27 protein-coding genes are annotated in these 22,261 nt (G+C 64.6%); 16 read left to right on the plus strand and 11 right to left on the minus strand.

All coding sequences use genetic code 11. The features are described 5' to 3' along the window. Both LB515_RS07965 and LB515_RS07970 read right to left on the minus strand, forming a co-directional pair. Complete coding sequence (locus LB515_RS07965) at window positions 1–480, minus strand: SRPBCC family protein (protein ID WP_224707365.1); 480 nt, start codon at window positions 478–480, stop codon at window positions 1–3. Continuing rightward, entirely contained in the window at window positions 477–830 is a 354-nt protein-coding gene (locus LB515_RS07970; RefSeq protein WP_224707366.1) for an ArsR/SmtB family transcription factor, read from the minus strand. The genes LB515_RS07965 and LB515_RS07970 overlap by 4 nt, the downstream gene beginning before the upstream one ends. Before the next feature lie 173 nt (window positions 831–1,003). Here LB515_RS07970 and LB515_RS07975 point away from each other — a divergent pair, with 173 nt between their 5' ends. Next, window positions 1,004–1,351 (plus strand): ArsC family reductase, encoded by a 348-nt coding sequence (locus tag LB515_RS07975; protein ID WP_224632487.1) that lies wholly within the window; start codon window positions 1,004–1,006, stop codon window positions 1,349–1,351. A gap of 381 nt (window positions 1,352–1,732) precedes the next feature. Here LB515_RS07975 and LB515_RS07980 read toward each other — a convergent pair whose 3' ends face one another. The 3 genes from LB515_RS07980 to LB515_RS07990 form a co-directional block, all read right to left on the minus strand. Then, a complete protein-coding gene (locus LB515_RS07980; RefSeq protein ID WP_224707367.1) occupies window positions 1,733–2,089 on the minus strand; it encodes a DUF488 domain-containing protein in 357 nt (118 codons plus the stop codon). Window positions 2,090–2,112: 23 nt separating this feature from the next. Beyond that, window positions 2,113–3,369 (minus strand): aminopeptidase, encoded by a 1,257-nt coding sequence (locus LB515_RS07985; RefSeq protein WP_224707368.1) that lies wholly within the window; start codon window positions 3,367–3,369, stop codon window positions 2,113–2,115. 125 nt (window positions 3,370–3,494) lie between these two features. Next, on the minus strand, window positions 3,495–4,409 hold the full coding sequence (locus LB515_RS07990; protein WP_224707369.1) for a LysR substrate-binding domain-containing protein: 915 nt from the start codon (window positions 4,407–4,409) through the stop codon (window positions 3,495–3,497). A 98-nt stretch (window positions 4,410–4,507) separates the two neighbouring features. Between LB515_RS07990 and LB515_RS07995 the strand changes: the two genes are divergently transcribed. The 3 genes from LB515_RS07995 to sbmA all read left to right on the plus strand — a co-directional run bounded on the left by LB515_RS07995 (window position 4,508) and on the right by sbmA (window position 7,483). Continuing rightward, window positions 4,508–4,708 carry a hypothetical protein gene (locus LB515_RS07995; RefSeq protein ID WP_224707370.1) on the plus strand — a complete coding sequence of 67 codons (201 nt, stop codon included), beginning with the start codon at window positions 4,508–4,510 and terminating at the stop codon, window positions 4,706–4,708. 217 nt (window positions 4,709–4,925) lie between these two features. Beyond that, the gene (locus tag LB515_RS08000; RefSeq protein ID WP_224601270.1) at window positions 4,926–6,083 is read left to right on the plus strand and encodes a YbfB/YjiJ family MFS transporter; all 1,158 of its coding nucleotides are present in this window, start codon (window positions 4,926–4,928) and stop codon (window positions 6,081–6,083) included. A 122-nt stretch (window positions 6,084–6,205) separates the two neighbouring features. After that, complete coding sequence (gene sbmA, locus LB515_RS08005) at window positions 6,206–7,483, plus strand: peptide antibiotic transporter SbmA (protein ID WP_224546892.1); 1,278 nt, start codon at window positions 6,206–6,208, stop codon at window positions 7,481–7,483. 16 nt (window positions 7,484–7,499) lie between these two features. Here the strand turns inward: sbmA and LB515_RS08010 are convergent, their stop codons facing one another. Beyond that, entirely contained in the window at window positions 7,500–8,507 is a 1,008-nt protein-coding gene (locus LB515_RS08010; protein ID WP_224707371.1) for a polysaccharide deacetylase family protein, read from the minus strand. A 203-nt stretch (window positions 8,508–8,710) separates the two neighbouring features. On the opposite strand from LB515_RS08010, the gene LB515_RS08015 reads away from it, so the two are divergent. After that, entirely contained in the window at window positions 8,711–9,376 is a 666-nt protein-coding gene (locus tag LB515_RS08015) for a tetratricopeptide repeat protein (protein WP_140845806.1), read from the plus strand. A gap of 6 nt (window positions 9,377–9,382) precedes the next feature. Next, the gene (der, locus tag LB515_RS08020; RefSeq protein WP_224707372.1) at window positions 9,383–10,813 is read left to right on the plus strand and encodes a ribosome biogenesis GTPase Der; all 1,431 of its coding nucleotides are present in this window, start codon (window positions 9,383–9,385) and stop codon (window positions 10,811–10,813) included. Window positions 10,814–10,923: 110 nt separating this feature from the next. On the opposite strand, the gene LB515_RS08025 is transcribed toward der, so the two are convergent. Then, window positions 10,924–11,844 (minus strand): LysR substrate-binding domain-containing protein, encoded by a 921-nt coding sequence (locus LB515_RS08025; RefSeq protein WP_224707373.1) that lies wholly within the window; start codon window positions 11,842–11,844, stop codon window positions 10,924–10,926. Between the two features lie 114 nt (window positions 11,845–11,958). Here LB515_RS08025 and LB515_RS08030 point away from each other — a divergent pair, with 114 nt between their 5' ends. From LB515_RS08030 to LB515_RS08070, 9 genes are all read left to right on the plus strand, one after another. Beyond that, complete coding sequence (locus tag LB515_RS08030; protein ID WP_224707374.1) at window positions 11,959–12,204, plus strand: hypothetical protein; 246 nt, start codon at window positions 11,959–11,961, stop codon at window positions 12,202–12,204. Beyond that, window positions 12,195–12,962 carry an MFS transporter gene (locus LB515_RS08035; protein WP_318012613.1) on the plus strand — a complete coding sequence of 256 codons (768 nt, stop codon included), beginning with the start codon at window positions 12,195–12,197 and terminating at the stop codon, window positions 12,960–12,962. The genes LB515_RS08030 and LB515_RS08035 overlap by 10 nt, the downstream gene beginning before the upstream one ends. A 21-nt stretch (window positions 12,963–12,983) precedes the next feature. After that, a complete protein-coding gene (locus LB515_RS08040; protein ID WP_224707375.1) occupies window positions 12,984–13,232 on the plus strand; it encodes a hypothetical protein in 249 nt (82 codons plus the stop codon). Window positions 13,233–13,404: 172 nt separating this feature from the next. Then, window positions 13,405–14,586, plus strand: coding sequence for a cell wall hydrolase (locus tag LB515_RS08045; RefSeq protein ID WP_095768725.1), 1,182 nt, complete (start codon window positions 13,405–13,407; stop codon window positions 14,584–14,586). Window positions 14,587–14,975: 389 nt separating this feature from the next. Then, window positions 14,976–15,368, plus strand: coding sequence for an AtpZ/AtpI family protein (locus LB515_RS08050; RefSeq protein ID WP_095768724.1), 393 nt, complete (start codon window positions 14,976–14,978; stop codon window positions 15,366–15,368). A gap of 65 nt (window positions 15,369–15,433) precedes the next feature. After that, window positions 15,434–16,192 carry a F0F1 ATP synthase subunit A gene (locus LB515_RS08055; RefSeq protein WP_224707376.1) on the plus strand — a complete coding sequence of 253 codons (759 nt, stop codon included), beginning with the start codon at window positions 15,434–15,436 and terminating at the stop codon, window positions 16,190–16,192. 74 nt (window positions 16,193–16,266) lie between these two features. Beyond that, entirely contained in the window at window positions 16,267–16,491 is a 225-nt protein-coding gene (locus LB515_RS08060) for a F0F1 ATP synthase subunit C (protein ID WP_027164582.1), read from the plus strand. Window positions 16,492–16,551: 60 nt separating this feature from the next. Continuing rightward, on the plus strand, window positions 16,552–17,133 hold the full coding sequence (locus LB515_RS08065; protein WP_095768722.1) for a F0F1 ATP synthase subunit B: 582 nt from the start codon (window positions 16,552–16,554) through the stop codon (window positions 17,131–17,133). 11 nt (window positions 17,134–17,144) lie between these two features. Then, window positions 17,145–17,636 (plus strand): F0F1 ATP synthase subunit B, encoded by a 492-nt coding sequence (locus tag LB515_RS08070; protein ID WP_140845810.1) that lies wholly within the window; start codon window positions 17,145–17,147, stop codon window positions 17,634–17,636. A 444-nt stretch (window positions 17,637–18,080) separates the two neighbouring features. Here the strand turns inward: LB515_RS08070 and LB515_RS08075 are convergent, their stop codons facing one another. Both LB515_RS08075 and LB515_RS08080 read right to left on the minus strand, forming a co-directional pair. Next, window positions 18,081–18,779 carry a ribonuclease HII gene (locus tag LB515_RS08075; RefSeq protein WP_224546909.1) on the minus strand — a complete coding sequence of 233 codons (699 nt, stop codon included), beginning with the start codon at window positions 18,777–18,779 and terminating at the stop codon, window positions 18,081–18,083. Window positions 18,780–18,973: 194 nt separating this feature from the next. Next, complete coding sequence (locus LB515_RS08080) at window positions 18,974–20,128, minus strand: PA0069 family radical SAM protein (protein ID WP_224707377.1); 1,155 nt, start codon at window positions 20,126–20,128, stop codon at window positions 18,974–18,976. A gap of 148 nt (window positions 20,129–20,276) precedes the next feature. On the opposite strand from LB515_RS08080, the gene LB515_RS08085 reads away from it, so the two are divergent. Then, window positions 20,277–20,780, plus strand: a complete 504-nt coding sequence (locus tag LB515_RS08085; protein WP_095768718.1) for a glycosyltransferase — start codon at window positions 20,277–20,279, stop codon at window positions 20,778–20,780. A 36-nt stretch (window positions 20,781–20,816) separates the two neighbouring features. Here LB515_RS08085 and moaB read toward each other — a convergent pair whose 3' ends face one another. Next, on the minus strand, window positions 20,817–21,374 hold the full coding sequence (gene moaB / locus LB515_RS08090; RefSeq protein WP_224546921.1) for a molybdenum cofactor biosynthesis protein B: 558 nt from the start codon (window positions 21,372–21,374) through the stop codon (window positions 20,817–20,819). After that, window positions 21,361–22,254 carry a 4-(cytidine 5'-diphospho)-2-C-methyl-D-erythritol kinase gene (locus tag LB515_RS08095; protein ID WP_224707510.1) on the minus strand — a complete coding sequence of 298 codons (894 nt, stop codon included), beginning with the start codon at window positions 22,252–22,254 and terminating at the stop codon, window positions 21,361–21,363. The genes moaB and LB515_RS08095 overlap by 14 nt, the downstream gene beginning before the upstream one ends. Window positions 22,255–22,261 lie beyond the last annotated feature (7 nt).

A 22,261-nucleotide genomic window follows, 5' to 3' on the forward strand; every position in this document is an offset into this window, starting at 1 on the left:
TCAAATCGTCTTCACATAGGCCGCCAACTGGTCGGCTACCGTGCCCCAGCCGTCGAAGAAACCCATCTCCTCGTGGCTGTTGCGGGTCGCCTCGTCGCGATGGATGGCGGTGGCGGTGTAGCGCGTGCCCTTGCCCTCGGGCGTCAGCGTGATGATCGCGGTGATGAAGGGCTCGCCGGACGGCCGGTAGCCCGGCAGCAGCGCGTCGGTCCACACCAGCCGCTCGTTCGGCACGATCTCGAGATAGCAGCAATGGCGGTCGTTGACCTCCTTGCCGTCGGGCGATTGCATGCGCATGCGGAACAGGCCGCCGGGCCTGAGGTCGATCTCGCAGTCGGTGATGATCCATGGCTTCGGCGTGAACCACTGCTTGACATGCTCCGGCCGCGTCCAGGCGCGCCACAGCAACTCGCGCGGCGCGTCGAGGAAGCGCTCCAGCGTCAGGTCCAGTTTCGGGTTCGGCTTGATCGGATAGCTCACGTTTCACTCTCCTTGAGGCTCATCACATAGGCGTCGAACTGGTCGAGGCGGCGCTCCCACAGCGCGCGTTGTTCGGCGAGCCAGTTTTCGGCAAGCTTCAGCGGCTCGGGCGAAAGGCTGTAGGTCCTGACGCGTCCGGCCTTTTGCGACTGCACCAGCCCGCAACCTTCCAGCACCTTCAAGTGCTCGACGAAAGAGGGCAGCGCCATGCCGAAGGGCTCGGCCAGCTCGCTGACCGAGGCAGGGCTTCTGTTCAGCCGCTCCACCACGCGCCGGCGTGTCGGATCGGCCAGCGCGCGAAAGATGCTGTCGATGGGCGGCGGGTTCTGGCTTGTTGTCTGCAGGTTCATAGCTGTTCCTTCCGCGACCGTCGGCGGTCGGGCAATCTTTACGAGAAAATACTTAGGAAAAAACCTTAGTATTGGCAAGAGCCAAAATCGCACCGGAGCAAGGCGCTGGCAAAGCTTGTGGGGCCGGCCTAGGCTTCCGCCGGATTCGAATGTCCATCCGAGAGAGGCCCGCCTTGACCATCACCATGTACGGCATCACCACCTGCGACACGATCAAGAAGGCGCGTGTCTGGCTGGAGAGCCATGACGTGCCCTATCGCTTTCATGATTACCGGGCCGAGGGGATCGAGGCTGGCAAGCTGAACGGCTGGGTCGGCAAGGTCGGTTGGGAAAAGCTGCTCAACAAGAGCAGCACCACCTTTCGCGAGCTGCCGGAGGCGGACAAGGAAGGGCTGGACGAGAAGAAGGCCAAGAAGCTGATGCTCGCCAGGCCGACGATGATCAAGCGGCCGGTGCTGGAGGTGGGGGATCGGGTGTTTGTGGGATTCAAGCCGGAGGTTTATGAAGAGGCGGTGAAATAGTGCGCGACCGCGAAGCTGCCAATCTCCCCTTGTGGGCTACGGCATGCATGGCAGCTTGGCGTATGCATCGTCTAATGTAGCGCTGGTCGACCCCCACTCCGTCTCGGCTTCGCCGAGCCACCTCTCCCCCGATCGATGGGGGAGAGGAAAGGCGCCAAGCTTTTTGCCGTCAACGCTCGTCCGCAAGGCTCCCTTCCTTTCCCTCCGGAGGGGGGAAAGGTGGCGCTGCGAAGCAGCGACGGATTGGGGGAACCACGTGGCAATCAAGCCTCGGCCTGATCCGTTACGCCTGTCACACAAGACGTGTGCATAGTCTAGCCATTTCATGGGGAGATGTCAGGCAGGACAGAGAGGGGGCGAAGGAACGCTACGTCTCGATAATTATGCGTGGGCTTCCAAATACCCCGCCAGCGCCACCGCATTGTTGTGCGCCTCGTCATGCGCGCCGTAGAGCAGCGTCACCTTGCCCTCCCGCAACAGGCCACGCAGCTGGGCCACGGCGTCGCCATTGGCGTCGAGTTCGGCCCGGTACCGCTTCTGGAACTCGGCCCAGCGCTCCGGCTCATGCCCGAACCATTTGCGCAGCTCGTCGCTCGGCGCGATCTCCTTCAGCCACAGCGTCAGTTCGGCGTCCTTCTTGCTGATGCCGCGCGGCCAGAGCCGGTCGACCAGCACCCGCTGGCCGTCGGCTTTCGCCGGCGGCTCATAGACGCGCTTCACCGCTATGTCGAAGGCCATCCTATCTCCGTTGGCGAGAGCTGTTACGCCCACTCGCCCTTGCGCATCACCGGCACGCGACTGTCGTCCTTGGCGACGCCGTCGATGTCGATCTTGTCGGAGCCGATCATCCAGTCGATATGGATGAAGCTCTTGTTGCCGCCGCGCGTCGATATCTCGTCCTGGCTGAGCGAGGCGCCGTCGACGAAGCATTTCGAATAACACTGCCCGAGCGCGATGTGGCAGGCGGCGTTCTCGTCGAACAGCGTGTTGAAGAACAACAGCCCGCTCTTCGCGATCGGCGAGGAATGCGGCACTAGCGCCACCTCGCCGAGACGCCGCGCGCCTTCATCGGTGTCCAGCACCTTCTGCAGCACGTCCTCGCCCTTCGAGGCCTTGGCCTCGACGATCCGCCCACCCTCGAAGCGCACCGAGATGTCGTCGATCAGCGTACCCTGATAGGAGAGCGGCTTGGTCGAGGAGACATGGCCCTCGACGCGCCTTGCATGCGGCGTGGTGAAGACCTCCTCGGTCGGGATGTTCGGATTGCAGGTGATGCCGTTCTTCGCCGTCGAAGCGCCGCCCATCCATTCATGGCCGTCCGCCAGCCCGACGGTCAGGTCGGTGCCCGGTCCGGTGAAATGCAGCGCGTGGAAACTGTGCTCGTTGAGCCATTTCGTGCGCTCGGCCAAGGCGGCGTTATGCGCCTTCCAGTTGCCGATCGGGTCCTCGACGTCGACCCGCGAGGCCGAGAAGATCGCGTCGGCGAGCTTGACGACCGCGACGTCGTCGGGTTCGCCCGGAAACACCTGTTTAGCCCAGGCAAGGTCGGGATAGGCGACGATGTTCCAGTTGATGTCGAAGCCGGTGATCTTCTCCAGCGCCGGCTGGTAGGCCATCGAGTTGGCCTTGTTGGCGCGCGCCACCTTGGCCGGATCCTGCGACGAGAGCAGCGACGGATCTTCGCCGCGCACGGCGAGCCGCGCCGCATTGTTGGAGAACGCCTTCGCCATGCCTTCATAGAGCCAGCCGGCGGCGCGATCGAAGCCGGCGTCCGCCCCATAGCGAAAACGCGCCAGCGTGATCTCGTCGTCGTTGAAGATGGGCGTCACCAGCCCGGCGCCGGCCTTATAGGCGTGCTCGACGATGCGGCGGGTCAGCGGCAGCGCTGCGATCGAGGAGGTCAGCACCAGGTCTTGACCGGGCTGCAGCTGCAGCCCGACCTTGACGGCGACTTCCGCCAGCCGGTCGAGCTTCACCGGGTCGATGCTTGCCGAAACGCCGCGCGAATGTGTGGTCATGATCCTGCCTGCTATTTGTTGGGGTTCTCATCCTTACATAGACCGCTGCGATTGACCTTTCCACCGCGATCGACTGGGCCTGCTCTCAAGCAGGACGGACCGCGTTATTGAAAAGTGCGGAGCGGTTAGGCGGCGCTGTCCAGCGCCCGGAACTGCGCCATGGTCGCCTCGATCTCCTCGCGGATCCAGGCCTTGAAGTCGCGCACCTTGCGGCTTTCGCTCTTGGTGGCCGAGGTCACCAGCCAGTAACCCAGACCGCTCTCGGCCCTGATCCCGAAGGGCGCAACCAGCCGGCCGTCGGCCAGCGCGTCGGCGGTGAGCAACTGCCAGGCGAGCATCACGCCATGGCCGGCGATCGCCGATTCCAGGCAAAGCATCGGATCGGTGAAACGCGCACCCTTCTGGAAGGTGACCGGCTCGACGCCCGCCGCCTCGAACCAGCCGTCCCAGCTGAACATCGCCCGCTCGTCGGTGATGGCGCAGGTCTGCGCCAGATCGCCGATCGATTTCAGCCCCGCCGCGATCGAGGGTGCGCAGACCGGAAACACTTCCTGGGCAAGCAGAAGCTCGGCGCGCCCGCCCGGCCATTTGCCGTCGCCGAGCCGGATTGCGATATCGATGTCGGACCGGTCGAGATCGGCGACCCTGGCCGAGGCGTCGATGCGCAAAAGCACATTCGGATGTCGCGCGAAATGCCGCGACAGCCGCGGCAGCAGCCATTTCGAGGCGAAGGCCGGCGCCACCGAGACGACCAGCGTGCACTCGTTGGCCTCGTCGGCCAGCGCTACGGCTTGCGCGAGCTCGCGGAAGCCGGCGCTGAGTCGCGCCGTGAAGGCGGCGCCAAATTCGGTCGGCACGAGCCCGCCCGGCGCGCGTTCGAACAGCGCCTGGCCCAGCTGCTTTTCCGTGCGCTTGACCTGCTGGCTGACGGCACTGACCGAGACGTTCAACTCGGCCGCCGCGCCCGCCAGCGATCCCAGCCGGGCGACGGTTTCCACGGCGCGCAGGCCGTTGAGATGGACGCGGTTCAGCATAGCCATCCAGTTTTTCTAAAGCGACCGGACCGAAATCTCAATTGAAACCGGACAGGAAAGCGCAGAATTTAGCCGAAACAACCTTGAACCACGAGGTGGCCCCGATGAAGATTTTATCTTTGCTGAAAGGGCTTTGCGGCACCGAGGTGAGGCCGCGCGACGACAGCGAGGTCGCGCGCTGGACCACCGATCCGCTGTCGCATCCGGTGCTCGACACCATGTCGGAGCGCGAGCTCGGCGACATGCCCTTCCGGCTGACGGCCCGCCGCACCGCATATGAAACGATGGGTGCAGCTGGCCGCTAAGTTGCCGCTAAGTTTTTGGCCTTTTCGGCGGTGCTCCCCTCATCCGGCCTTCGCGGCCACCTTCTCCCTTCGGGAGAAGAGATGGCCAGCGCCGACAGGCTCCTCTCCCCACCGGGCAGAGGTCAGCCGAGCGAAGCGGAGGCTGGGTGAGGGGACGTGCACCTGGCCCAACGCAAGCGCATTGTTTCACCTGCACATGCAATTATTGTGCGCCGCAATGAACGCCACGCCATCTCCCTTGCGGCTTGCTCTCGCCGGCATGGTCGCGCTCGCGGTCGCCATGGGCATCGGCCGCTTCGTCTACACGCCGATCCTGCCGGGCATGATGGAGGGACTTGGCCTGACGCCGGCCGATGCCGGCTGGATCGCTTCCGCCAATTATGTCGGCTACCTCATCGGCGCGCTTGCCGCGGCCGGTGGCTGGGCGCATGGCCGCGAGCGCATGCTGATGTTCGCCGGCCTCGCCGCCAGCGCCGTGCTCGCGGCCCTCATGGGGTTCAACGAGACGATGCCCGCCTTTCTCGTCATCCGCTTCCTCGCCGGCCTCGCCAGTGCCTTCGTCATGGTGTTCATGGCCTCGATCGTCTTCAGCCATCTGGCAGAGGCCGGCCGCGGCGATTTGCAGGCGCTGCATTTCGGCGGCGTCGGACTAGGCATTGCCGCGTCCTCGGCGCTGCTGGCGGTCCTCGTCTCCGAACATGCGGATTGGGCCGCGGGCTGGCTCTGGTCGGGGGCGCTTTCGACCGTCGGCCTGCTCGTCGTCGCACTGCTCGCCGGCTCGACCACGCCGGCCAATGTCACCGACGGGCGCGAGCCGGCGCTGCCGAAGGACGGGTCCCTGGTGAAGTTGATCGTCGCCTATGGGCTGTTCGGCTTCGGCTACGTGGTGACCGCCACTTTCCTGGTCGCCATCGTCCGCCAGGGCGGCGGCGGGCGCGTCTTCGAGGCGACTGTCTGGATGGTTGCCGGCCTCGCTGGCTTTCCCTCGACTTGGGCGTGGCAGAAGCTCGCCGGCCGGATAGGGCTCTATGCCACTTATGCCGCGAGTTGCCTGGTCGAGGTGGTCGGCGTCACCGCCAGCGTCGTCGTCAAGGGCGCCGCCGGACCGCTGATCGCCGGCGTCCTGCTCGGCGGCACCTTCATCGCCATCACGGCGCTGGGCCTACAGATGGGCAGGCAGCTCGCGCCGCGGGCGCCGCGCCGCATCTTCGCGGTGATGACGGCGGCCTTCGGCCTTGGCCAGATCGTCGGCCCGATCGCCGCCGGCCTGCTCGCCCAGGCTTCGGGCAATTACGTGCTTGCTTCGATCATGGCAGCGTCGGCGCTGCTCGCCTCCGGCGTCATTGCTTGGTCGGCTGCGCCAAAATCGCCATGATTTGCGGGTTGTTCGATGCCGGGCGTCGGGCACGGGCATTTTCTTTCCCCCTAATGTGTGACTTTATGCCCGCCGAACAGCAATGCCGCTGATTTGCGGTCAGACCGAGGAAACCCGCCACAGTGTTCGTATCCTTCTTCCCGCAGCCGAAGCTCTTCTTCACATCGGCGGCCGTCTGGAGCCTTGCCGCGATCCTGTTCTGGTTCTTCGGCGGCGAGCAGTTGGGCGCCGTCTTCGGCCTGCCGTCGGTAGCGGCCGGCACGCCGCCCATCATCGGCATCGCGGTTCTGTGGTCGAAGCCGTTCCTGTGGTTCTACATGTACTTCGTGGCCTGCGTGGCGATCTTCTACGCTTTCTGGAGCTGGTACGCCCCGCACCCGTGGCAGAACTGGTCGATCCTGATGACCGCCGTCATCCTGTTCTTCATCTACTTCAACGTTCAGGTCTCGGTTGCGGTCAACAACTGGTATGGCCCGTTCTTCGATTATGTTCAGGGCTTGATGTCGGGAACGACGGCCTCGACCGACATCGAATTCTACAAGGGGTTGGCCGATTTCTCCTGGCTCGCGCTGGTCGGCATGAACGTGCAGGTGGTCAACGCCTTCATCGTCAGCCATTGGATCTTCCGCTGGCGCACCGCGATGAACGATTACTTCATGGCCAACTGGGGCCGGCTGCGCCACATCGAGGGCGCCTCGCAGCGTATCCAGGAAGACACGATGCGCTTCTCGCAGATCATGGAAGATCTCGGCTCGACTTTCGTTCAGTCGATCATGACACTGATCGCCTTTCTGCCGGTCTTGATTCAACTGCAGGCCCACATCACCGAATTGCCGATCATCGGCACGGTCCCGCAGCCACTGGTCGTGGCCGCATTGGGCTGGTGTCTGTTCGGAACGATTTCCGTCATGGTGGCGGGTCTCAAGCTGCCGGGCCTGCAGTTCCGCAATCAGCGTGTCGAGGCAGCCTATCGCAAGGAACTTGTCTACGGCGAGGATCATCCCGATCGGGCGCAGCCGGCGACGACGACACAATTATTCGCGAATGTCCGCCGCAATTATTTCAAGCTATATTTCCACTACATCTATTTCAACGTCGTTCGTTACACCTACCTGCAAGCCGACAACATTTTTTCGTTGCTCATCCTTGGGCCGTCGCTGGTTGCGCATAAGATCACGTTCGGCGCCCTGAACCAGATATCGAACGCATTCGGCAAGGTGACGAATTCGCTGCAGTTCCTGTTGAATTCCTGGTCGACGATTGTTGAACTGCAGTCGGTGCACAAACGTTTGCGAGCCTTCGAAGCGACGTTGCAAGGCGAGCAACTGCCGATTATCGATCAGCACTATCTAGAGCGCGAGCAAGCTGGCATGCGTCCCGAAGATCAGCCGGCAGGCTAGAGCGCGGCCGGTCCAGTTAGCCGCCCACACTCGCCTGCGCCTGCCCGGGCCGCTGGCGCGCGAGATAGTCGCGGAAACTGATGCATTCGACTTGCGGCATCACGCAGACCTCATCCGCAAAGCGCTCCAGCGCGTTCCAGTACGCGCCGTTATTCATCAGCGTGAAATGGAAGCCGAGCTCCAGCGGCAGGCGCTTGCCGTTGTACTGAGCCTCGAAAGCGGCGCGGAACGCCTGATAGGCGCGCTCGGTGAATGCGTCCGCCTCGGCCGGCTTTTCGGTGCCGCCCGAGTGGCGGACATAAAGATTGTAATCCATGGCGACGACCGGCTTGGCCTTGTCTCCCTCCGGGATAAGCGGCAGGGCGAAGCGGGTTATGCCATTCAGGGCTGGCGGCACGACCGGGACGTTCGAGACGCCGCTCGCATCGTATTCAAAGCCGGCCTCGGGCAAGGCTTCGTAAAGCGCCTTATCGGTCGATAGATAGGGCGCGCGAAAACCGGTTACGGTATGGCGGGCGAAATTGCGCCAGCCGGCCGGCTCGGGAGAAATGCCGTTGATCGCATAGGCATTCTCGAAAATGCGCCGCGCGGACGCGAATTCGGCCAGCCAGTCGGCCTTGCTCCAGGCCTTGCCGTCGAAATGGCCGCAGGCATGGCTGCCGATGTCGTGGCCCTCGGCCGCGGCCAGCCGGACCTGCTCCAGCCGGTCGGCGACATCCTGTTTCGAGGCGCCGAAGCCGACATTCGATTTGCCGGCGGCCTTGCCGGGGCCGGCATAGTGCAGCCGCGTCTCGGGAGAGAGCAGGAACACGCAGGACAGGAAATAGGTGAAATGCGCGCCCGTGCGCTTTGCCAGCGCCCGGCTGCGCTGCCATTGCGAGATCTCGCGGGCGGCGTCGAACGAGATCAGCACGACCTGCTTGGCCGGCGAAACCGTTGGCGATTTCGCCGGATCGGCGAAGGCGGTATTGGCTGAGGCGAGCGAGGCGAGACTGATCGCAAGGACGCGGTACGAACGAAGCATTGACAACCTTCTGGCGGGGACGTCTTCCGGCCGATCGGAAGCCGGCTATCGCGCAAATGTGGCGCGGTTGCGTTCAGGTATGGACTGTGGGCGCCCGGCATTCTCAGCCGATTTTCCGGTCCGCCCCCTTCCATGCCGACGAAATTTCGCTAAAACGCGGGCTCAAGAAGCGCCCCCTCCTGGGGCCGCAATGGTTTTGATTGATGTCGGACGACAGTTTTATCCGCGAAGTCAACGAAGAGATTCGTCGCGAGCAGGCGCAGAAGCTATGGGACCGTTTCGGCCCGGCCATTCTCGGCCTTGCCATCCTGATCGTGCTCGGCACCGCCGCTGTCGTCGGCTACCGCTATTGGGACGAAACCCGCGCCAACCGCTCGGGCGACGCCTTCTCGGCGGCCCTTAAGCTCGCCAATGACGGCAAGAATGACGAGGCGATCGCCGCGCTCGACCAGCTGGAGAAGGACGGCTACGGCGCCTATCCGCTGCTCGCCCGCATGCGCGCCGCGACCGTCAAGGCCAACAAGGGCGACGTCGATGGCGCGGTCAAGGATTTCGACGAGGTCGCCGCCGACAGCGCCATTCCCGCCGGCATTCGCGATATTGCGCGGCTGAGGGCGGCGCTTCTGCTCGTCGACCACGGCTCCTACGCCGATGTCTCCAGCCGCATCGAGGCGCTCACCGCCGACACCAATCCGCTGCGCCATTCGGCGCGCGAGGCGCTCGGCCTTGCCGCCTGGAAGGACGGCAAGTCGGCGGACGCGCTCAAACTGTTCGACCAGATCTCTTCGGATGAAGCCGCCCCGCGCAATGTGCGCCAGCGCGCGCAGCTGATGTCCGAGCTGATCCGTGGGTCGGGCAACGTGTCGTGATCCTGGATGGGCTTCAAAGTCGCCATCATCGGCCGGCCTAACGTCGGCAAATCGACTCTTTTCAATCGGCTGGTCGGAAAGAAGCTGGCGCTTGTCGACGACACGCCTGGTGTAACGCGCGACCGCCGCGTCCATGCGGCAAAACTCTACGATCTTCATTTCGATGTCATCGACACCGCCGGCTTCGAGGACGCAGCGGCTTCGACGCTTCCCGGCCGCATGCGCCAGCAGACCGAGATCGCCATTCGCGAGGCCGACCTCATCTTCTTCACCGTCGATGCCAAGTCGGGCCTGATGCCCGACGACCGCACCTTCGCCGAGGTGGTGCGCAAATCGGGCAAGCCGGTGGTGCTCGTCGCCAACAAGGCAGAGGCGCGTGGCGCCCAAGGGGGCATGCTGGAAGCCTGGGAGCTCGGCCTCGGCGAGCCGATCCCGATCTCGGCCGAGCACGGCCAGGGCATGCCGGATCTGCGCGACGCGGTGATTGAAGCGCTCGGCCAGGAACGCGCCTTCGGCGAGGATAAGGAAGACGAAGCCGGCGAGATCGCCGCCAGCGAGGTTCTGATCGGCGAGGACATCGCCGACCCGGATGCTGAAGCGCCCTATGACGACACCAAGCCGCTGCGCATCGCCGTCGTCGGCCGCCCGAACGCCGGCAAGTCGACGCTGATCAATGCGCTGATCGGCGAGGAGCGGCTGCTGACCGGTCCGGAAGCCGGCATTACCCGCGATTCGATCTCGGTCGACTGGGACTGGCGTGGCCGCAGGATAAAGCTGTTCGACACGGCCGGCATGCGCCGCAAATCCAGGATCCATGAAAAGCTGGAAGTGCTCTCGGTGCAGGATGGCCTGCGCGCCATCCGCTTCGCCGAGATCGTCATCATCATGCTCGACGCCACTATCCCGTTCGAGAAGCAGGATCTACAGATCGCCGACCTCATCATCCGCGAGGGCAGGGCGCCGGTGATCGCCTTCAACAAATGGGACCTGATCGACAATCCGCAGGAGCTGCTGGCCGAGCTGCGCGAAAAGACCGAGCGGCTCCTGCCGCAGGTGCGCGGCATCCAGGCGGTGACGATCTCGGCCGAGACCGGCCGCGGCCTCGACAAGCTGATAGAAAGCGTCATCAAGACGCATAAGGTCTGGAACAGCCGCGTCTCCACCGGCAAGCTCAACCGCTGGCTGGAAGGCATCCTCGCGCATCACCCGCCGCCCGCCGTCGCCGGCCGCCGGCTGAAAATCAAATACGTCACGCAGGCCAAGACCCGCCCGCCGGGCTTCGTCGTCTCCTGCTCGCGGCCGGACGCCATGCCGCAATCCTATGTCCGCTATTTGACCAACAGCCTGCGCGAGGCCTTCGACATGCCAGGCGTGCCGATCCGCATGGCGCTGCGCACCTCGGACAATCCGTTTGCGGGCAGGGCGAAGAAGCGGTGACTTCTGGGAAAGCGCCGACGCTGATCCCTCGTCATCCTCGGGTCTACGCGCGTCGCTTCGCTCCTTGCTTCGCCCGTGGATGACGATGTCGAAAGGCGTCGGCTAAGACGCTAAGCGACCTCCCGCAGTCCATCGCCGGTTCGCGTCCCCTCCGGCAGCGTCTCCATCGCCGCCTGCAGCAGGATCTCCGCCAGCCGCGCCGCCACGGGGTCGAGCTCGGCGTCCTTCCGGTGCAGGTGCAGCGCCATCGTCGGCAGGGCAGGCAGCCCGAGGACTCCCGGCGCGATCGCCCTGACATTGGCAGGCAGGCCGATATCGGTGCGGATCGTCAGGCCGAGGCCCGCCGCCACCGCCGCCCAGATGCCGCCGAGGGAAGGACTCGAGAAGGACATGCGCCAGGGCATGCCCGCGCGATCGAGTGTCTCGGTCGCCACGGTTCTGAGCAGGCACGGCGCCTCGAACACCACCAGCGGCAGCGGCTCGCCATTGCGCGGACCAGCCTCGATCGGCTTGGCCGGGCCGATCCAGCGCGCCGGCACGTCGGCGACATGGCGGCTATAGGGCAGGGCCGTGCCGTCATGCCAGGCAAGCGCGATGTCGAGATTGCCTGACAGGACACGCTCGGCCAGGTCGTGGCTGCGTCCGATCCGCGCCTCGATGCGGACCTTGGGATGGGCGCGGGCGAAGCGGCCGAGCACGTCGGGCAGCACGGCCTCGCCGAAATCCTCCTGCAGGCCGAGCCGTACCCAGCCTTCCAGCTCGACGTCGCGGATGGCGGAAGCCGCCTCGTCGTTGAGCTCGATCAAGCGCCGCGCATAGCTGAGCATGGTCTCGCCGGCTTCGGTGAGCGCCAGGCCGCGCCCAGCCTTGCGGAAGACCGGCGTGTCCGCCTGCTCTTCGAGCTTCTTCAATTGCGCGCTGACGGCCGACGTCGAGCGTCCCAGCCGTTCGGCCGCCTTGGCGAAGCTGCCCAGCTCCATGCCGGTGACGAAAGTTCTGAGGACATCGAGATCGAACGTGACGCGGCGCATGAGATTGTCCTGATTTTCAGGATTGTCGATCAAAAACTTCCTGATTTTATGGATGAAGCTATGGCGCTACATCCGGTCCGTCAAGCCGTCAGCCGGTCGCAACGGGAATGAACCATGTCCGCCATCGTCACACGCAGCGATTGCCAACGTCCTGATGCACCCGCCGGCGTCTCCGCCCGCCGCGCTTTCGGCCCCAACCATCGCTGGAAGGTGCTGGGCATCGGCGTCGCCGCCAATGCCGGCTTCTCCGCCACCTTCTCCGGCATTCCGGCAACCGCGGTGGCGCGCGCCAGGGCTACCACCTCGACAATGCCTCGCTGGGCTTGGCATTGGGTCTACTCGGTCTCGGCGTGGCACTGAGCGAGCTGCCTTGGGGAGTGCTCACCGACCGCTGGGGCGACCGCCGCGTGCTCCTGACCGGGCTCGGCGCGACGGCGGCATGGCTCTTCATCATGGCGATGCTCGTCGTGCCGACAAAAATGGCGGTACCCGGCGTCACGCTGCTATCGGCAAGTCTGCTCGTCGCCGGCCTGCTCGGCGGCAGCGTCAACGGCTCCAGCGGCCGCGCCATCATGGGCTGGTTCGGCGAGGGCGAGCGCGGCTTTGCCATGAGCATCAGGCAGACGGCGGTGCCGCTCGGCGGCGGGCTGGGCGCTCTCATCCTGCCTTCGCTGGCGCTGGCTTTCGGCTTCGCCGCGGTCTTCGGCCTGCTTGCCGTCGTGTCCGCGCTCTCGGCCTGGTTTGCCTGGCGTTGGCTGCACGAGCCGCCGGCTGAAAGCGGCGGTCACGCCGCCGCAGCGGCAAGCGGCCCGGCGCCTTTGCGCAACATCGAGGTGTGGCGCATGTCGACCGCCATCGGCCTGCTCTGCTTCCCGCAGGTCGCGGTGCTGACCTTCGCCTCGGTCTTCCTGCATGACTTCGCCGGCATGGGCACCTTTGTGACCAGCGCCAGCCTTGCCGCTGTGCAGGCCGGCGCCATGGCGATGCGTGTCTGGAGCGGGCGCTTCACCGACCGCCACGGCAACCGCCGCCCGTTCCTGAAACTCTGCAGCGCGCTGAGCGCATTTGCCTTCCTGGCGCTGTGGCTGCTGGTGATCGGCGCTGCCGGCGCGCCGTGACTGCTGGCGCTGCTTCCGCTGATGGTCGTCGTCGCCGGCATATCCGTCTCGGCCTGGCACGGCGTCGCCTATACCGAGCTTGCCACGCTTGCCGGCGCCGGCCATGTCGGCACCGCGCTCAGCCTGGCCAACAGTTTTGTGTTCATCGGCTTCTGCCTGGTGCCGATCGCCATTCCATGGCTGCTGGTGGTCTTCGCATGGCCCGGCGTGTGGCTCGCGGCCGCCATCTGCGCGGCGCTCGCCTGGCCAATCTTCCTGCGCCCCGCCTGATTCACCCAAAACTGATGCACCCACCCAGGCCTGATTCTTCATCGGCCCGCTGTGGAAATTGCAAGCCGGCTTGCCTCAAACATGAAAAGAACATGATCGATGCCGTTAACCCCGCATCAAGGTTAATGCTTCATTTTGACTCTCCGGGGTCAGTAGCGTTCTGGAGAGTTCCGTGCATCGACGCGTTTCATTGCGGCTTGCCGCCGCCGCCGTTGCGAAAAAACGTTCCTTTCTTCCTCCTTTGGTGCTTGGGCTCGGTATTTGGATCGGCTTCCCGTCGGCCGTCGCCTATCAGGATATGGCAAGCCTGATCTCCGGCCTGGAATCGTCCGACACCCGCTGGAACGCCTATATCGAAAAATCCGCAGCTGGCTCGGTGCATGCCGCCGAAATGCCGTTTGTCGATTCCGTCACCACCGGCTCGCTGTCCGGTTCCGGCGTAAATTTGCCGGGGGTGGGCACCGTCGCCTTCCGCGGCAAGGGCAGCGCCGTGGGCGTGACGCCCGATGAGGATCGTGTCGTACGCGCCGACAAGAAGGGCCGCATCGTCAAGGTGTCGCCGGTCGCGCCGCCCAAGAATTTCAGCGCCGGCTCGATTTTCGAGCGCACCTCCTCGCTGCTGCGTCCCGCGATGGACAGCGGCCTGAAGCTCACCTTCGCCAAGCCCGGCATCAAGGGCAAGGAAGTCCAGATCGCCCAGGCCTTCCATCTTCGCGAGGACAAGAGGCCGGATCCGGCGCTGCCGGCGGCGCTTGTCGCCCTCGTCAACAACGACAAGCCGGACATCCTTGCCACGGCCTATGCCCAGTCCGCGCCCGACTACGCCAAGGCTTCGCCCTTCGAGGCGCTGCTGCAGGACGATCCGAACGATGGCCGCTTCATTCCGCCGATGGGCAAGGGCGACCATGCCTGGCTGCAGACCCCCCTGCCGGCAAGTGTCTTTTCCAAGCCCGAGCAGGCCTGCCTTGCCAAGGGCATCTATTTCGAGGCGCGCAGCGAGCCTGTCCGCGGCCAGGCGGCGGTGGCGCAGGTGATCCTCAACCGCGTCCGCAACCCGACCTATCCGAAGACGATCTGCGGCGTCGTCTACCAGAACGACAATTGGTTCAACCGCTGTCAGTTCTCCTTTGCCTGCGACGGCAGGAAGAAGACAATCACCGACCTGGCCTCCTACAAGACCGCCCAGGAGGTTGCCATGGCGGTGACCGCCGGCAAGATATTCATTCCCGAGGTCGGCTCTTCGACGCATTACTACGCCAATTACGTCCATCCGGGCTGGGCGCGGGCCATGCACAAGATGACCAGGATCGGCCTGCATATCTTCTACCGCACCTATGGTGGCGGCTGGAGCTGAGCCGTTAAAGCATGTCTCCCGAAGTGGTAAGCGGTTTCGGGAAAAGACATGCGCGAAATCAAAACCTGAAGCGCATGGAGCGAATCTGAAGGATCGCGACGCGCTTTAGGTGGCTCGAGCTGAGCCGCTTAAATACCACCCCGGCTATCCTTCCTCCGACGCCCGGCAATGCCTCGGCGGACGCGCCTTGTCGCGCGGATTCGCGCCGTTACCTCACGCGGGCGTGAAGGGCACGATGTCGCACCTCGATAAACCATTGATTTAACTGTTAAAAATACATCGCTCGGAAGTTCCGCCCGTGGCTTGACGGGGGCGGACCCTCTAACTATGTTGCCGGCGACTTTAGAAGCGGACGGACGGCAATCGTCTGCCCGGGCAGGGGGGTTGCGATGGCCGACAAAACCGGGCCAGACGGAACCGGAGAAACCGGCCGCGGCAGGCAGCCAGAAGCCACCATCCGCGACGACGAACTTGAGCGCCGCCGGCGCGACCTCGAAGCATCGCTTGCGACGAGACGCACGGACCGGTCCGAGGGGAAAGACGAAGCGAAAGCTGCGACCGGTTACGGTCAGGCGCTGAAGCTGTCCAGCGAGTTCATCGCCGGAGTGGTGGTCGGTGTCGGCTTGGGCTGGATCATCGACCGTCTGGCGGGAATAGCGCCCTGGGGTCTGATCGTCGGCCTGTTGCTGGGCTTTGGCGCAGGCATACTCAATGTCCTGCGCTCGGCGGGACTGGCATCGGAATTCGGCCAGGGCGGCAAGCCGCGCGAGCCGAGAGAATGAAGTGAGGCGCCGCAGGGCGCTAAAGTGAACTTAAAAGCCGTTTGTGGCTTTGACGGGGATTTAAAGTGGCTGCTGACAAGGTCGATCCGATCCACCAGTTCCAGATCCATCCGATCATCCCGCTGCATATCGGCGGCTACGACGTATCTTTCACCAACTCCTCTTTGTTCATGGTCGTGACGATCGTCCTGGCGTCCGCCTTCCTCTATATGAGCACCGCCAGCCGGGCCTTGATTCCCGGTCGCCTGCAGTCGGTGTCCGAAATGGCCTACGAATTCGTCGGCAACATGCTGCGCGATGCCGCGGGCAAGCAGGGCATGCAGTTCTTCCCGCTGGTGTTCTCGCTGTTCATGTTCGTGCTGGTCGCCAACCTGATCGGCCTGTTCCCTTATTTCTTCACCGTCACCAGCCATATCATCGTCACCTTCACGCTGGCGATCCTGGTCATCGGCACGGTCCTCGTCTACGGCTTCGCCAAGCACGGCTTCGGCTTCCTCAAGCTGTTCGTGCCGCATGGCGTGCCGGGCTACCTTCTGCCGCTGGTGGTGGCGATCGAAATCATCTCCTTCGTCTCGCGGCCCGTCAGCCTCTCGGTTCGTCTTTTCGCCAACATGCTGGCCGGCCACATCACGCTGAAAGTGTTCTCGGGCTTCGTCGTCAGCCTGAGCGCGTTTGGCGCCATCGGTATCGCCGGCTCGGTGCTGCCTCTTGCCATGGCGGTCGCGCTCTCCGCGCTCGAGCTGTTGGTCGCCTTCCTGCAGGCCTATGTGTTCGCGGTGCTGACCTGCATGTATCTGAACGACGCCCTGCACCCGAGCCACTGATTTTCACCGGCGCCCCGGCGCCAGCTTACCCAACGTACCAACTTCAACGAACAGAGAACCACAGGAGTTTTGAAATGGACGCAACTGCAGCAGCTGCTATCGGCGCTGGTATCGCCTGCATCGGCATGGGCGGCGCGGGCATCGGCCTCGGCAACATCTTCGGCAGCTACCTCTCGGGTGCGCTCCGCAACCCGTCGGCTGCCGACGGCCAGTTCGGCCGCCTGATCTTCGGCTTCGCCGTGACCGAAGCTCTGGGCATCTTCTCGCTCCTGATCGCTCTGCTCCTGGTCTTCAAGTAAGAGCCGGCGCTGACGAAAGGGGCCGCATGGTGCGGCCCATTCTAGGGACAGGGGAATGAGATGTTCGTGACATCTGCCTATGCGCAAGAAGCAGCGCCGGCCGCGGCCGAGGGCGATACGCATGCCGGCACTGCTGTGCCTGCCGCGGAGCATGAAGCGTTCCCGCCGTTCGATGCCAAGACCTTCCCGTCGCAGATCCTGTGGCTGGTCATCACCTTCGGGCTCTTTTACCTGTTCCTGAAGCGGGTTGTGATGCCGCGTCTTGGCGGCATCATAGATGTCCGCAACGACCGCATCACCCAGGACCTCGACCATGCCGCAAGGCTGAAGGGCGAGGCGGACGCCGCGGTTGCTGCCTATGAGCAGGAATTGGCGGAAGCCAAGGTCAACGCCAACAAGATCGGCCAGCAGGCGAACGACGCCGCCAAGGCGCAAGCCGAGGGCACGCGCAAGAAGCTCGAGGCCGAGCTTGAGAAGAAACTTGGCGAGGCCGAGGCGAGCATCGCCTCGATCAAGGCCAAGGCGATGAAGGAAGTCGGCACTATCGCCGAGGACACGACCTCGGCCATCGTCGAGGCGCTTGTCGGCGGCAAGGCCGACAAGGCCGAAATCGCGGCCGCGGTCAAATCCGCGAGCCGGTGAGGAGCGGGATCATGGACGCCACATCACTCGCCACGCTCTGGGCCACCATCGCCCTGATCATCTTCCTCGGCGCCGTCGTCTATCTGAGGGTGCCGGGCATGCTTGCCAAGTCGCTCGACGCCCGCGCGGCCAAGATCAGCAGCGAGCTCGAAGAGGCACGGCGCCTGCGCGAGGAGGCCCAGCAGCTGCTGCGCCAGTATCAGCAGAAGCGCAAGGAAGCCGAGAAGGAGGCCGCCGACATCGTCGCTGCCGCCAAACGCGAGGCTGACTTGCTTGCCTCCGAGGCGGCCAAGAAGACCGAGGACTATGTCGCCCGGCGCACCGCGCTTGCCGAGCAGAAGATCAGCCAGGCCGAGCGCGAGGCGGTCAGCGAAGTGCGCGCCACCGCCGTCGACATCGCCGTCGAAGCCGCCCGCACGCTGCTCGCCGCCAAGGTCGACGTCAAGACCGGCGCGGATCTGTTCAAGTCGGCGCTCAATGATGTGAAGGCCAAGCTGAACTGAGCTGACTTCGAAACTTCGAACTCAAAAGCCGCCTGGGCAACCCGGCGGCTTTTTTGTTTGGAAGGAGCGCGGCGCCGAAGCTGCCAATCTCCCCCACAAAGGGGCTACGCTATGCACACATTTCCGAGCAGCTGGTCTTGGCGATAGCGTGCTTGGCAGCCTGGCGCATGCATTGTCTTATGTAGCGCAGGTCGACCTCCACTCCGTCTCGGCTTCGCCGAGCCACCTCTCCCCCGATCGACGGGGTAGAGGAAGGCGCCAAGCTTTTTGCCGTCAATGCTCGTCCAGCAACGCTCCTTCCTTTCCCTCCGGAGGAGAAAGGTGGCGCTGCGAAGCAGCGACGGATTGGGGGAACCACGTGGCAATCAAGCCTCGGCCTGATCAGTCGCGCCACTGACAGTGGATGTCCGCAAGCCGTAACCCACATTGGGGGGGATCAGCTAACTACTCCAGCCCGGCGAGGCTCTCTTCCTCTTCCGCCATCTCAACCCCACCCAACCGGAACGGCGCGAACGAGGCTCGGTGAAGCCGTGCCACCGGCCCATGCGCCTCGATCGCGGTGCGGTGGCGGACCGTCGCGTAACCCATATGCACTTCGAAGCCGTAGTGCTCGTGATGTCCGCCGCAGCCGCACATCATGCGGTCGCGCATCACCTTGGCGACGATCGAGGCGGCGGCGATCGACTGCGAGCGCTGGTCGCCCTTGATGAGCGCGCGGCCTTCGCAGGCGAGACCTGGCGGTATGTCGCGGCCGTCGGCCAGGGCGAGCTTCGGCCGCAAGGACAGGCCGGCGGCAGCGCGGCGCATCGCTTCGAGGCTGGCTTTCAAAATGTTGCTGTTGTCGATGCCTTCGGCACTGATCGAAGCCATCGAGATGCTGAGCGCCGAGCCGAGAATCTTGAGGAACAGCGCCTCGCGCTGCAAATGGGTGAGGCGCTTGGAATCGTCGAGGCCTTCGGGAATGTTGGCGGGGTTGAGCACCACCGCGGCGGCCACCACCGGACCGGCGAGCGGGCCGCGGCCGGCCTCGTCCATGCCGGCGACCGGCCACAGCCCGTCGGCTATCGCTTTCGTCTCGATCGAGAAGTCGGGCTTCTCGACCATTTCAAAGAGAAGCGGAGAATCGGAACGCGCGCGAGCCATGGTGCGGCGAGGTTCGCATCGGCTCCGATTCTCCGCAAGTCCTTCCGGGTCGGATGGGGCGTCGGACCGGGAAGGCACCGTCTCACAGCCGGGGGACAGGGGCCGGACGGAATTTCGAAACGAATGGCAATTCCAGACCGAAAATCGCTTTGCCTGGAAGTGTTTAGCGCCGGCCGTCATGGCCGGTGCTGGCGTCAAAGCAGCATCAGCTGCTCGCCGGCACTGGCGCCTGCGACGAATTGGTCGGTGCGAAGCTGCCGCCGCTCGACATTGAGGCCGAGCCGCTTGGCGGCGATCTCGAAGCGCCGGCCGATCTGCCAGGCATAGGGACCGGCGCCCTTCATGCGCTTGCCCCATTCGGAATCGTAATCCTTGCCGTCGCGCATCGAGCGGATAAGGGACATCACATGCCGGTAGCGGTCGGGATAATGGCGCAACAGCCAGTCCTTGAAGATCGGCGCCACTTCGAGCGGCAGGCGCAGGATGACGTAGCCGGCCTCCCGCGCGCCGGCGGATCTAGCCGAATCGAGGATGCGCTCCATCTCCGGATCGGTAAGCCCAGGAATGATCGGTGCCACCATGACCGATGCCGGGATGCCGGCGTCCGAAAGCTGCCTGATCGCCTCCAGCCGCTTCGTCGGGGTCGAGGCGCGTGGCTCCATCGTTCTCGCCAGCATGCGGTCGAGCGTCGTCACCGACAGCGCCACCTTGGCAAGGCCGCGCTCGGCCATGCGCGACAGGATGTCGATGTCGCGTGTCACCAGCGCCGACTTGGTGACGATGCCGACCGGATGGCCGCGCGCTTCCAGCACTTCCAGGATCTCGCGCATGATGCGGTATTGCTTCTCGATCGGCTGGTAGGGATCGGTGTTGGTGCCGATGGCGATCGTGCGCGGCTGGTAGCCCGGTTTTGACAATTCCCTGTCCAGCATGCGCGCGGCATCCGGCTTGGCGAACAGCTTCGATTCGAAATCGAGCCCCGGCGACAGGCCCATGAAGGCATGCGTCGGCCTGGCGAAGCAGTAGACGCAGCCATGCTCGCAGCCGCGATAGGGGTTGATCGAACGGTCGAAGGAGATGTCAGGCGACTCGTTGCGCGTGATGATGGTGCGCGGCTTCTCGACCTGCACTTCCGTCTTGAACGGCGGCAGTTCCTCCAGCGAGTTCCAGCCGTCGTCGAACACATGCCGGCTGATCGGCTCGAACCGGCCGGACGGATTGATCCCGGCCGAGCGGCCGCGATTGCGATCGGGCCGCACGCGCAAGCCGCTCTGCTCGATCATCGCGTTCGCCATCTCGGCTCGGCCTGCTCCGAAAGCGGCAATGTCGGCGCGCACGATCTGTTCCATTTTCGCCCTCTCCCAGGGACTGTCGGCAGGCTGTCGAATCGCTCTGTTCATGAAACTATTCCTATTTCGCCGAAGAGAACAAAGCAAGAACTTTTTCGCTTGAAGCGCGCAACTGGCGCATCGCCGCACTTTCCGCTATTCGGCTAAAATGCTCAGCGTCCTTATCGAAACCCGCAACGACGAAGAGGGGCTTGCCCGTACGCTCGCCTCGCTGGTCGGCGGCGCGGTCGAAGGCGTCGTGCGCGACGTGATCGTCTGCGATCAAGGCTCGACCGATCAGACGCACCGGGTGGCCGAGCATGCCGGCTGCCACTATGCGACCGGCGGGATCGGCGCCGGTATCGGCCAGGCCAAGGGCGACTGGCTGCTCCTGCTCGAGCCAGGGGCGCGGCTCGCCGAGGGCTGGATCGACGAAGTCGTGGCGCACACGGCGAAACAGACCATGCCGGCGCGCTTTTCACGCGCCCGCGCCAACCGTGCGCCTTTCCTGGCCAGGGTGTTCTCGAGCAATCGTGCACTGGCCGAGGGGCTTGTCATCAGCAAGCGTCAGGCCTCGGCTCTGGCAAAGAGCGCGCGCAGCGCCGAAGCCCTGGCGCGCGGCCTGGCGACCAGAAGGCTGAACGCCGAAATCTGGATCGCGCCGCCGAAATGATGCCCCGCCGTGCCGGCCGGGCGCCTTAACTGAGCTTTACGAGGTGGGCTTGCCGCCGCGCCTGAGATGCTCGTCCAGCCGCGGCATGATCTCGACGAAGTTGCAGGGCATGTGCCGGTAGTCGAGCTGCGCCTTGATGATGCCATCCCAGGCGTCCTTGCAGGCGCCGGGCGAGCCCGGCAGCACGAAGACGAAGGTGGCGTTGACGACGCCGCCTGTTGCCCGGCTCTGGATCGTCGAGGTTCCGATCTTGTCGTAGGAGATGCGGTGGAAGACTTCCGAAAAGCCGTCCATGCGCTTTTCGAAGATCGGCTCCAGCGCCTCCGGCGTCACGTCGCGGCCGGTGAAGCCGGTGCCGCCGGTGGTGATCACGACATCGATGTTTTCGTCCTTCGACCAGCCAAGCACCTTGTCGCGGATCTTGTCGCGGTCGTCGGTCACGATATCGCGCGCGGCAAGGCTGTGGCCGGCTTCCGCAATGCGGTCGGCCAGCGTCTGTCCGGATTTGTCGTCGGCGAGGCCGCGCGTGTCGGAGACGGTAAGCACGGCGATGCGCACTGGAATGAAGGGCCGGCTTTCGTCAAGCTTCGCCATCGCTCACCTCCATGCTGCGCGTCGCGGCAACGAACCAGTCGGGGTGGCGGGCGCGGATCTCGATCGCCGCGCGCTTTGCGACATTGCCGGTCTCGAACAGGCCGAAGCATGTGGCGCCCGAGCCGGACATGCGCGCGAAGGCGGCGTCGGCACGCTTGAGCGTCTTGAGCGCCTCGCCGATCGCCGGGCAGATCGAACGGGCGGCGGGCTCGAGATCGTTGCGCGTCGTCTCCAGCCAGTTGCGGATCGTGTGGAAATCGAGGCGTTTCGGCAGCGGCGGCAGCGCCTCGTTATCGCGGCTGGAGAGCGCCTTGAACACGTCCGGCGTCGAGATCGCGATGCCCGGATTGACCAGCACCAGGCCAAGCGCAGGAAAGGCGGATAGCGGCGAGACTTCATCGCCGATACCGCGTGCGATCAGCGGCTTTGATTTGAGGCACATCGGCAGGTCGGCACCGAGCGAAAGCCCGATCCGGGCCAGCGAATTGTCATCGATATCGAGCTTCCAGAGCCGCACCAGGCCATTAAGCGCGGCCGCCGCGTCGCTCGAGCCGCCGCCGACTCCGGAGGCGATGGGCAGGTTCTTCTCCAGCCGGATGGCAACGGGCGACCCCTGTTGCATGCCGGCTTCCCGGCGCAAGGCATCGCGCGCCTTCACCACCAGATTGCCTATGTCGAGCGGCAGCCCGGCGGCATAACGGCCGGATACGGAGAAGTCATCCTCTTCCGCCAACTCGATTTCGAGCCGGTCGCCGAAGCGGGTGAAGACGGCAAGGCTGTCGACGAGATGGTAGCCGTCGGCGCGCTGTCCGATGACATGCAGCGCCAGGTTGATCTTGGCAGGCGCAAGCCACGTCCGGACCTCTGTGCCGGGCTCCAGGATGTCG

The sequence above is a fragment of the Mesorhizobium sp. CA15 genome (genome assembly GCF_020165215.1).
Taxonomy (GTDB): Bacteria; Pseudomonadota; Alphaproteobacteria; order Rhizobiales; family Rhizobiaceae; genus Mesorhizobium.

What these genes read in the sequence shown, in the direction of transcription:
- LB515_RS07970 (WP_224707366.1), bottom strand. Translation starts at nt 830, where the DNA reads ATGAACCTGCAGACAACAAGCCAGAACCCGCCGCCCATCGACAGCATC.
- LB515_RS07980 (WP_224707367.1), bottom strand. Translation starts at nt 2,089, where the DNA reads ATGGCCTTCGACATAGCGGTGAAGCGCGTCTATGAGCCGCCGGCGAAA.
- LB515_RS07985 (WP_224707368.1), bottom strand. Translation starts at nt 3,369, where the DNA reads ATGACCACACATTCGCGCGGCGTTTCGGCAAGCATCGACCCGGTGAAG.
- LB515_RS07990 (WP_224707369.1), bottom strand. Translation starts at nt 4,409, where the DNA reads ATGGCTATGCTGAACCGCGTCCATCTCAACGGCCTGCGCGCCGTGGAA.
- LB515_RS07995 (WP_224707370.1), top strand. Translation starts at nt 4,508, where the DNA reads ATGAAGATTTTATCTTTGCTGAAAGGGCTTTGCGGCACCGAGGTGAGG.
- LB515_RS08000 (WP_224601270.1), top strand. Translation starts at nt 4,926, where the DNA reads ATGAACGCCACGCCATCTCCCTTGCGGCTTGCTCTCGCCGGCATGGTC.
- LB515_RS08010 (WP_224707371.1), bottom strand. Translation starts at nt 8,507, where the DNA reads ATGCTTCGTTCGTACCGCGTCCTTGCGATCAGTCTCGCCTCGCTCGCC.
- LB515_RS08015 (WP_140845806.1), top strand. Translation starts at nt 8,711, where the DNA reads ATGTCGGACGACAGTTTTATCCGCGAAGTCAACGAAGAGATTCGTCGC.
- der (WP_224707372.1), top strand. Translation starts at nt 9,383, where the DNA reads ATGGGCTTCAAAGTCGCCATCATCGGCCGGCCTAACGTCGGCAAATCG.
- LB515_RS08025 (WP_224707373.1), bottom strand. Translation starts at nt 11,844, where the DNA reads ATGCGCCGCGTCACGTTCGATCTCGATGTCCTCAGAACTTTCGTCACC.
- LB515_RS08030 (WP_224707374.1), top strand. Translation starts at nt 11,959, where the DNA reads ATGTCCGCCATCGTCACACGCAGCGATTGCCAACGTCCTGATGCACCC.
- LB515_RS08040 (WP_224707375.1), top strand. Translation starts at nt 12,984, where the DNA reads ATGGTCGTCGTCGCCGGCATATCCGTCTCGGCCTGGCACGGCGTCGCC.
- LB515_RS08050 (WP_095768724.1), top strand. Translation starts at nt 14,976, where the DNA reads ATGGCCGACAAAACCGGGCCAGACGGAACCGGAGAAACCGGCCGCGGC.
- LB515_RS08060 (WP_027164582.1), top strand. Translation starts at nt 16,267, where the DNA reads ATGGACGCAACTGCAGCAGCTGCTATCGGCGCTGGTATCGCCTGCATC.
- LB515_RS08065 (WP_095768722.1), top strand. Translation starts at nt 16,552, where the DNA reads ATGTTCGTGACATCTGCCTATGCGCAAGAAGCAGCGCCGGCCGCGGCC.
- LB515_RS08070 (WP_140845810.1), top strand. Translation starts at nt 17,145, where the DNA reads ATGGACGCCACATCACTCGCCACGCTCTGGGCCACCATCGCCCTGATC.
- LB515_RS08075 (WP_224546909.1), bottom strand. Translation starts at nt 18,779, where the DNA reads ATGGCTCGCGCGCGTTCCGATTCTCCGCTTCTCTTTGAAATGGTCGAG.
- LB515_RS08080 (WP_224707377.1), bottom strand. Translation starts at nt 20,128, where the DNA reads ATGGAACAGATCGTGCGCGCCGACATTGCCGCTTTCGGAGCAGGCCGA.
- LB515_RS08085 (WP_095768718.1), top strand. Translation starts at nt 20,277, where the DNA reads ATGCTCAGCGTCCTTATCGAAACCCGCAACGACGAAGAGGGGCTTGCC.
- moaB (WP_224546921.1), bottom strand. Translation starts at nt 21,374, where the DNA reads ATGGCGAAGCTTGACGAAAGCCGGCCCTTCATTCCAGTGCGCATCGCC.